The sequence below is a fragment of the Rothia sp. HMSC066H02 genome (assembly GCF_001814995.1).
In the GTDB taxonomy this organism is placed as follows: Bacteria; Actinomycetota; Actinomycetes; order Actinomycetales; family Micrococcaceae; genus Rothia; species Rothia mucilaginosa.
The window spans coordinates 1-1,868 of the sequence record NZ_KV818678.1; the positions used below are offsets into that span (position 1 = coordinate 1).

Annotated in this window: 1 rRNA gene; it reads left to right on the plus strand. The window is 53.0% G+C overall.

The features are described from left to right. Positions 1–1,827 (plus strand): 23S ribosomal RNA (locus HMPREF2999_RS04220); the annotation flags it as partial. Positions 1,828–1,868: the final 41 nt, after the last annotated feature.

Sequence of the window (1,868 nt, forward strand, 5' to 3'; positions counted from 1 at the left end):
TTGTTGGGTAGGGGAGCGTCGTGTAGCCAGTGAAGCTGCGGTGTAAACCAGTGGTGGAGGCTATGCGAGTGAGAATGCAGGCATGAGTAGCGAAAGATGAGTGAGAAACTCATCCGCCGGATGATCAAGGGTTCCAGGGTCAAGTTAATCTGCCCTGGGTTAGTCGGGGCCTAAGGCGAGGCCGACAGGCGTAGTCGATGGATAACGGGTTGATATTCCCGTACCGGTGAAAAACCGCCCATACTGATATTGTGATGCTAACCATGCGAAGCATGATGTGCAGGCTTTTGTTTGTGTGTTGTGTGGGTTGTGGGACCCGATCTTTGGAGGTAAACGTGTTAACAGGTGTGACGCAGGAAGGTAGCCAAGCCACGCGATGGTTGTCGTGGTCTAAGCGTGTAGGGTTGTCGGTTGTTAAATGCGCCGGCTGTGTGCCTGAGACGTGATGGGACCCCGTTTTTGGGGGATTTGGTGATCCTATGCTGCCGAGAAAAGCATCGGCGTGAGGTTTTAGCCGCCCGTACCCTAAACCGACACAGGTGATCAGGTAGAGAATACTAAGGCGATCGAGAGAATCATGGTTAAGGAACTCGGCAAAATGCCCCCGTAACTTCGGGAGAAGGGGGACCTTGAGCGTGATGGGCACTTGCTGCCTGGAGCGTGTATGGGTCGCAGAGACCAGGGGGAAGCGACTGTTTATCAAAAACACAGGTCCGTGCGAAGTCGTAAGACGATGTATACGGACTGACTCCTGCCCGGTGCTGGAAGGTTAAGAGGATTGGTTAGCCCTTTTTGGGCGAAGCTGAGAATTTAAGCCCCAGTAAACGGCGGTGGTAACTATAACCATCCTAAGGTAGCGAAATTCCTTGTCGGGTAAGTTCCGACCTGCACGAATGGAGTAACGACTTCCCTACTGTCTCAACCATGAACTCGGCGAAATTGCAGTACGAGTAAAGATGCTCGTTTCGCGCAGCAGGACGGAAAGACCCCGTGACCTTTACTATAGTTTGGTATTGGTGTTTGGTTTGGCTTGTGTAGGATAGGTGGGAGACTGTGAAGCATGGACGCTAGTTTGTGTGGAGTCGTTGTTGAAATACCACTCTGGTCAATCTGGATGTCTAACTTCGGGCCATGATCTGGTTCAGGGACAGTGCCTGATGGGTAGTTTAACTGGGGCGGTTGCCTCCTAAAGTGTAACGGAGGCGCCCAAAGGTTCCCTCAGCCTGGTTGGCAATCAGGTGTTGAGTGTAAGTGCACAAGGGAGCTTGACTGTGAGACTGGCAGGTCGAGCAGGGACGAAAGTCGGGACTAGTGATCCGGCGGTACGTTGTGGAACGGCCGTCGCTCAACGGATAAAAGGTACCTCGGGGATAACAGGCTGATCTTGCCCAAGAGTCCATATCGACGGCATGGTTTGGCACCTCGATGTCGGCTCGTCGCATCCTGGGGCTGGAGTCGGTCCCAAGGGTTGGGCTGTTCGCCCATTAAAGCGGTACGCGAGCTGGGTTCAGAACGTCGTGAGACAGTTCGGTCCCTATCCGCTGCGCGCGTTGGAAATTTGAGAAAGGCTGTCCTTAGTACGAGAGGACCGGGACGGACGAACCTCTGGTATGTCAGTTGTACCGCCAGGTGCATGGCTGATTGGCTACGTTCGGGAGGGATAACCGCTGAAAGCATCTAAGCGGGAAGCCTGTTTCGAGATGAGATTTCCTGGCACTTTGGTGTGTGAGGCTCCTTATAGATGATGAGGTTGATAGGCCGGGTATGGAAGCGGGGACTGAAGACTCGCGGAGTTGACTGGTACTAATAGGCCGAAGGCTTACTTTTCAAGATTGTGTGTTTGCGTTCACTGTATGGTTTTTGGATAA